The organism is Bittarella massiliensis (ex Durand et al. 2017), assembly GCF_017566145.1.
GTDB classification, from domain to species: Bacteria; Bacillota; Clostridia; order Oscillospirales; family Ruminococcaceae; genus Bittarella; species Bittarella massiliensis_A.
In genome coordinates this window covers 23,684-30,366 of sequence record NZ_JABFCL010000019.1, presented here as the reverse complement: position 1 = coordinate 30,366, position 6,683 = coordinate 23,684, and the positions used below count along the sequence as shown (strand labels likewise).

The 6,683-nt window shown below is 62.4% G+C and carries 5 protein-coding genes; all 5 read right to left on the bottom strand.

Going from position 1 to position 6,683, the window contains the following annotated elements:
- Positions 1-295: 295 nt before the first annotated feature.
- The gene (gene lysS / locus HJY11_RS12995) at positions 296-2,212 is read right to left on the bottom strand and encodes a lysine--tRNA ligase (RefSeq protein ID WP_208076379.1); all 1,917 of its coding nucleotides are present in this window, start codon (positions 2,210-2,212) and stop codon (positions 296-298) included.
- Positions 2,213-2,329: 117 nt separating this feature from the next.
- Complete coding sequence (greA, locus tag HJY11_RS12990; RefSeq protein WP_208076378.1) at positions 2,330-2,806, bottom strand: transcription elongation factor GreA; 477 nt, start codon at positions 2,804-2,806, stop codon at positions 2,330-2,332.
- A gap of 97 nt (positions 2,807-2,903) precedes the next feature.
- Positions 2,904-3,659, bottom strand: coding sequence for a hypothetical protein (locus HJY11_RS12985; RefSeq protein ID WP_208076377.1), 756 nt, complete (start codon positions 3,657-3,659; stop codon positions 2,904-2,906).
- A gap of 160 nt (positions 3,660-3,819) precedes the next feature.
- Positions 3,820-5,196 (bottom strand): S41 family peptidase, encoded by a 1,377-nt coding sequence (locus HJY11_RS12980; RefSeq protein WP_208076376.1) that lies wholly within the window; start codon positions 5,194-5,196, stop codon positions 3,820-3,822.
- 265 nt (positions 5,197-5,461) lie between these two features.
- Positions 5,462-6,670, bottom strand: a complete 1,209-nt coding sequence (locus tag HJY11_RS12975; RefSeq protein ID WP_208076375.1) for a murein hydrolase activator EnvC family protein — start codon at positions 6,668-6,670, stop codon at positions 5,462-5,464.
- Between the last annotated feature and the right edge of the window lie 13 nt (positions 6,671-6,683).

Genomic DNA, 6,683 nt, shown 5'->3' with positions numbered 1-6,683 from the left:
CAAACGCAGTTTGCGCATCTGCCTGGCCATCATCGGTATAATAGCCACTTTGTGGCTATTATACCATAAACCCCAAAGGGGCGCACCCCCAAAAGAGGGCCTTTCACATGTCAAAACGCAGGGCCTCCGTCGGCTCCTCCCCCCAGCGGCACCCCCTTATCAGACGCCAAAAAGGCGGGTCTGCCCCTGCGGCTCACCGCCGGTGCAGACCCGCCCTCCACCGCCCCAACAGGCGGTAGGAAAAGGTGATTTCAATTGTTTGGCGCATACGGGAAAGCGGCGCCAATTGGCTCCCTTAGTACAGCTTTGCGCCCGCTGGGATCCGATCGTCCACCATCAGCAGGTTCAGCCCTTCACGGCCGCCCTCCTCGTGAACCGCAGAGATCAGCATCCCCTCGGAGGAGATGCCCATCATCTTTCTCGGCGGCAGGTTGACGATGGCGATGGCGGTCTTCCCAACCAGTTCCTCCGGTTCGTAGTACTCGCGAATGCCGCTCAAGATCGTGCGCTTGCGGTCCGTCCCGTCGTTGAGCGTAAACTTGAGCAGCTTCTTCGACTTCGGAACCGCCTCGCAGGCCTCGATCTTTACCGCCCGGAAATCTGACTTGCTGAAGGTCTCAAAGTCCACAAACTCCTCAAAAAGCGGCTCGACTTTTACCTGGGAGAAATCGATCTCCTCCGCCGGCACCCCTGCCGCGGCGGGGGCGGCAGCGCCCTTCTTCTCGCCGCCGAGGGATTTCATGGTGGGGAAAAGAAGCACGTCCCGGATGGCCGGGGAGTTGGTCAGCAGCATCACCAGCCGGTCGATGCCGTAGCCGATGCCGCCCGTGGGGGGCATGCCGATCTCCAGCGCAGTGAGGAAGTCCTCGTCGGTGTGGTTGGCCTCCTCGTCCCCCTGGGCCAGCAGCTTCTCCTGCTCGGCAAAGCGCGCCCGCTGGTCCACCGGATCGTTGAGTTCGGAATAGGCGTTGCACATCTCCCGCCCGTAGATGAAGAGCTCAAAGCGCTCCACATAGCCGGGCTTGTCCGGCTTTCTCTTGGTCAGGGGGGAGATTTCCACCGGGTGGTCCATGATGAACACCGGCTGGATCAGGTGTTCCTCCACATACTCCTCAAAGAAGAGGTTGAGGATGTCGCCCTTGGTGTGGCGCTCCTCGTAGTGCAGCTCCCGCTCATCGGCCAGCTTCTTGGCGGCCGCCGTATCGGGCACCTGATCGAAATCAATGCCGGCGTATTTCTTCACCGCCTCGGTCATGGTCATCCGCTCAAAGGGCTTGCCCAGGTCGATCATGGCCTCGGCATAGGGGATGAGGGTGGTGCCGCAGACCTTCTGCGCCACATGGCGGAACATCTTTTCGGTCAGATCCATCATCCCGTTGTAGTCGGTATAGGCCTGGTAGAGCTCCATCAGGGTGAACTCGGGGTTGTGCCGGGTGTCCAGCCCCTCGTTGCGGAAGACCCGCCCGATCTCGTAGACCCGGTCCAGCCCGCCGACAATCAGCCGCTTGAGGTAGAGTTCCAGCGAGATGCGCAGCTTGATGTCCTCGTCCAGGGCGTTGTAGTGGGTCGAGAAGGGCCGAGCCGCGGCGCCTCCGGCGTTGGCCACCAACATGGGGGTCTCCACCTCCACAAAGTCCTGGCTGTCCAGGAAGTTGCGGATCTCGCGGATGATGGCCGAACGCTTGACAAAGGTCTCTCTCACGTCCTGGTTCATGATCAGGTCGATGTAGCGCTGGCGATAGCGGGTGTCGGTGTCGGTCAGGCCGTGAAATTTCTCGGGCAGCGGCTGCAGGGACTTGGAGAGGAGGGTCACCTCCTGGGCTTTGACAGAAATCTCCCCCCGGCGGGTGCGAAACACCTCGCCAGTCAGGCCGATGATGTCGCCGATGTCCCACTTTTTGAACTCGGCAAACGCCTCTTCTCCCAGGCCGCCGATGTTGGCGAAAACCTGGATGCGGCCGGTCTTGTCCTGCAGGTCGATGAAGTTTGCTTTGCCCATGTCCCGACGGCCCATCAGCCGCCCGGCCAGCGAGACCACCTGCCCCTCCATCTGCTCGAAATTCTGCTGAATCTCAGCGGCGTGGGCGCTCACCTCAAACTTGGTGATGACAAAGGGGTCGCGCCCCTCCGCCTTCAGCCACTCGAGCTTCTGGCGGCGCACCGCCAGCTCGCTGCCCTCTGCCGGGGCGCCTACTGCTCTCTCATTTTCCACGAAAAATCCCCCTTTTCCGTCCTCTCGATTCGCTCCAAAAAAGGAGCGGGCTCTTCGCTCCGCTCCTTGCAACCCAACTGTTTGGCTCTCCGCCACTTGACCGGCGGGGGCGGGGCACTATTTGCCGATCTTCACAATGGTGTAGTGCACCAGCTGGCCACTGGGCAGCTCCACCTCCACCGTGTCGCCCTGCTGGTGGCCCATCAGGGCCTTGCCCACCGGCGACTCGTCGCTGATCTTCCCCGACAGGGGGTCGGCCTCAGTCGAGCCGACAATGGTGAAGTTGTCCTCCCCCTCGTAGGCGTCGCAGGTGCATTTGACCACCAAGCCCACGTTGACCTGGTCGGTGCCAATGTCGTCCTCGTCCAGCACCCGCACGTTTTTCAACCGCTGCTCCAGCTGGGCGATCCGGGCTTCCACCATGGCCTGTTCGTTCTTGGCCTCGTCGTACTCGCTGTTTTCCGAAAGGTCGCCAAAAGAACGGGCAACTTTGATCTTCTCCGCCACGTCCTGCCGGCGAACCGTCTTCAGCTGCTCCAGCTCGTCTTCCAGTTTTTTGAGACCTTCTTCGGTCACGATAAGCTGCTTATCCAATGGTTCTTCTTCCTTTCCGTAAACGGCGGGCACCTGGGCACGCCAAGGCAATATATATATTATAGGGAGTGGAACTGCCAATGTCAAGGCAGATTTCTCACTGCCCCCGCACCGCACCGGCAACCTCTGCCCGGGCGGGGATGCACTGGCGGCGCACGTACTCCGCCATCTCTTCCAGGGAGATGCGCCGCTTGGCGGACACCTCCCACTCGTCGCAAAAGAGGTAGGCCGGCTCCACCTGTCCGTCCTGGCAGAGAGCCCAAACCCAGTCCAGCGGCAGGCCTGAGCACTCGGCCGGCTCCACGCCGATGCCGCCTCCGCCCCCCAGGACGATGCAGCCCGGGGCCTGTACCTCCTCCCCCAAGGGGTTGAGCACCAGCACCGCGCCGCCGCTCTGGCCGAGGGCCCTCTCCGCCTCCGCCCAGGGGGCGACGGCGATCAGCGCCCCGGTCTGCAAAAAGTGTTCCTCGGCAAAGGCGCTGTATTCCTCCACCCGGTCGGTGGCCACCGTCAGGGTGTTGACCCGGCGCAGGCAGCGGGCCACCAGCTCCCGGCACTCCCCTTCCCGATCGCAGAGCAGCAGCCGCAGGCGGCAGGCCTCTTCCCCCAGCAGGGCCAGCAGTGGCTCCGCCGCCCCCTCCACCAGGGCGCGGCGAAAGGCGGGCTCCGGCTCTCCCTCTCCCACCGTGTAGACCGGCCCCTCCTGGGCGCGCAAAAACGCCTGTAACTTGCGGCTGCTGGGATAGGTGACCCGGTGCAGAAGATAGCCCTTCTCCCGCAGGGGCTCGCACTTCACCCGGGCAAAGAGATTGCGGGGAAACGGCCTCTCGTCGGCCCGCAACAGCACCACCATTTGCCATCCCTCCTTTTTCCCAGTATACGGGGGAACGGCAGGGGGTATTCCCCCGTTTCGCACCAAAAGGCGGAAGGCAGGTCGCGGTCCCTTCGCTCTGCGGCGGCAAAAAACCCGCCCCCTCTCCGCAAAGGAGAGGGGGCGGGTTTTCCGTCTGTTCTTAAAAGGTGTACCAGCTGCGGGGGCCACAGGCCGCCTCCTGCCCTTCGCCGCTGTCGGAGGACTCGCTCTCCGGGGCGCCGCTCCCGCCTTCGCCCTCGCCGCCTTCTGGCTGGCTCTCTTCCCCCTGTCCCTCGGAAGGGGTGGAGGAAGAGGCGTCGGCGCTGCTACTCCCATTGCCCTGGGCGCTGTTTCCGGCGCTCACCACCTCAATGGCCTTTTTGATCTGGGGGTCGGTCTCAACGGTGAGCATGTGGGCCTGCTGCTGTTGCTGGGTGCTGAGGGTCACCTTGTAATCGGGCTTGAGCCCCGTTTCATTGAATTTCTCCCCAGAGGGGGGGATCAGGTAGGCCACGGTGATGTCGATGCCCGACCCGTCCGAGAGTTGCTTGTACTCCTGCATGACCCCCTTGCCGTAGGTGCCGGTTCCCACCAGCTTGGCCTTGCCGAAATCCCGCAGCACAGCGGCAAACATCTCGGCGGCCGAGGCAGTGTTCTCGTTGACGATCACCGTCATGGGCAGGGTCTCCTCGCCCTTGCCCGAGGTGTAGAGGGCCTTTTGCTCCCCGCTCTTGTACTCGGCCGAGAGGATGGTCCCCTCCGGCACCAGGGTATCCAAAATTTCGGCGGTGACCTTGGTCAGGCCGCCGGAGTTGTCCCGCACGTCGAAAACCAGACTTTTGGCCCCGGCGCTCTTGAGCTGGTTGAGGGCGTAGTCAAACTGGGAGGCGGTGGTGTTGTTGAACTCATAGATGCGGATGTAGCCCACCCCGTCCAGATTCTGGTACTCCACCGAGGGGACGGTGATGCTCTTGCGGATGATCTCCACACTGTTTTTGACGCTGTCGCGCTGAAAATCCACCTTGACCTTGGAACCCGGGTCGCCCTGGATCAGGGCCATGGCCTTGGTGACCCCCATGGCCAGCACGTCCTGCCCGTCCACGGCGATGATCAAGTCGTTTTTCTCGATGCCGGCCTCTTTGGCGGGGGAGCCGTCGTAGACCTTGGTCACCCGGATATAGCCCGAGGTGTCGGCCTTTCCCGCCACCCCGATGCCGGTGACCGCGCCGTTGAAGGTGGACTCGATGCTGTTCCACTCCTCCACGGTGTAGTAGCGGGCATATCTGTCCCCCATCCCGCTGACATAGCCCTTGAGCATGGCGTCCATCAGGCTCTGGTCGGCCAGCTCACCCACATAGTTGTCCCGCACATAGGTGTCCACCTCGGAGATTTTGGAGTACATGGCCTCCCGGCTCTTGGTGGAATTCATCTTGTTGTCAAACAGGCCGATGGAGAGGACCATGGTGATGGTGAAGGTCAGGGCGCAGACCATGGACAGCAGGGAGATGAGGACCCCCACAGAAACTTTTTTATTCATAGACAAAACCGCCTTCTCTGCCCGCGGCAAAGGGCGCGGGCGGGATTGCGGCCGCAGCGGCCGCGTGCAGGCCGGAGCGCCGACGGTCTCGCCTCAAAGGGAGAGCGCGCAGGCACGCCCGGTGAAAACAAACGATATTTATCATATTATAGCACATCCTGCCCCCTGGGGTACAGCCCCAATCGCACCGGGCCCGGCTCGCGCACAAAAGAGGGCCGGCAAAACCGGCCCTCTTCCACCGCCCTGCGGGGGCGGACTCTATGCGTTAGCCCTGCAGGTAGGGCATGGGGTTGACATCGCTGCCGTAGCTGATGCCCTTGCGCACCTCAAAGTGCAGGTGGGGCCCGGTGGAGTTGCCGGTACTGCCCACATAGGCGATGGTCTGGCCCTTTTTGACATACTGCCCCTGGCTCACCGCGATCGAGCTGGTGTGCCCGTACAGGGTGTAGAGACTGCCGCCGTGGTCGATCATCACATAGTTGCCGTAGCCGGTGTTGCCGTAGCGAACCACCGCCACCTTGCCGTCGTTGGCCGCCACAATGGGCTTGCCGTAGATGCTGGCCTGGCTGCCGCGGGAGATGTCGATGCCGGTGTGGAACTCCCACCCGTAGGCCGCCGACTTGCCGTAGGGGGCCGAAATGTGGTAGTACCCCGGAACCGGCCACTGGAATTGGCCGCCCACATACTTGTCGCCCATGGTGTTGCCCGCGTTTTCATAGGAGGCCAGCAGGTCAGAGATCTGCTGCTGCACCGCCTTCTGTTCCGAGCGGTACTGGGCCACCTGCTGCTCGTTCATGGCCTGCTGGTCCTCCAGAGAGGAGATGCTGTTTCCCACCTCTTCGGCCTGGCTGGCCAGCTGGGCCTTCTTGGCGTCCAGCAGGGACTTGGACGCCTCAATGTCCGCCTTGTTGGCGGCCAGTTCGTTTTTGGCGTCCACGATCTCCTGCTTCTCCCGCTCCAACTGCTCGATGAGCTGCTTGTCGTGGTCGGCGATCCGGGTCATGGTGTCCATCTTGACGAGCATCTGGCTGAAGTCCTCTGACCCGAGGATGGCGGTGAGCCCGTCGGTCCGGGGAGACATGTACTGAGCCCGCAGCCGCTTGCGGAAGAGCTCCTCGTTGTCGGCGATCTCCTCCTCCTTCTGGGCGATAAACGCCTCTTTTTCGGCGATCTGGGTGTTGAGGGCGTCGATCTTGTCCTCCAGCACCTCCACCTGCTGGCGCACCAGAGAGAGCTGCTCGTCCAGCTGCTCCTTTTGGGCCTGGGCCTCCGACTTGGAGTTTTTCAGGTCGTTGATGCTGTCTTGCAGGTCGTTGATCTTGTCGTCCAGCTGGTCGTATTTCGAGTTGAGATCGTCCACCGACGCACCCTTGGCCGTCTGCGTCCCGCCAAAAGGCCCTGCCAGGGTGATGGCGATGGCCAACAGCAGGGACACCACCGCCTTTTTTCTGTGGGTTCTGTGGGTTCGATGCATGGGAAAGACCTCC

Bases quoted from the DNA above. Each gene is read 5' to 3' on its own strand.
- HJY11_RS12980 (WP_208076376.1), bottom strand. From the start codon at position 5,196: ATGAATAAAAAAGTTTCTGTGGGGGTCCTCATCTCCCTGCTGTCCATG.
- HJY11_RS12975 (WP_208076375.1), bottom strand. From the start codon at position 6,670: ATGCATCGAACCCACAGAACCCACAGAAAAAAGGCGGTGGTGTCCCTG.
- HJY11_RS12985 (WP_208076377.1), bottom strand. From the start codon at position 3,659: ATGGTGGTGCTGTTGCGGGCCGACGAGAGGCCGTTTCCCCGCAATCTC.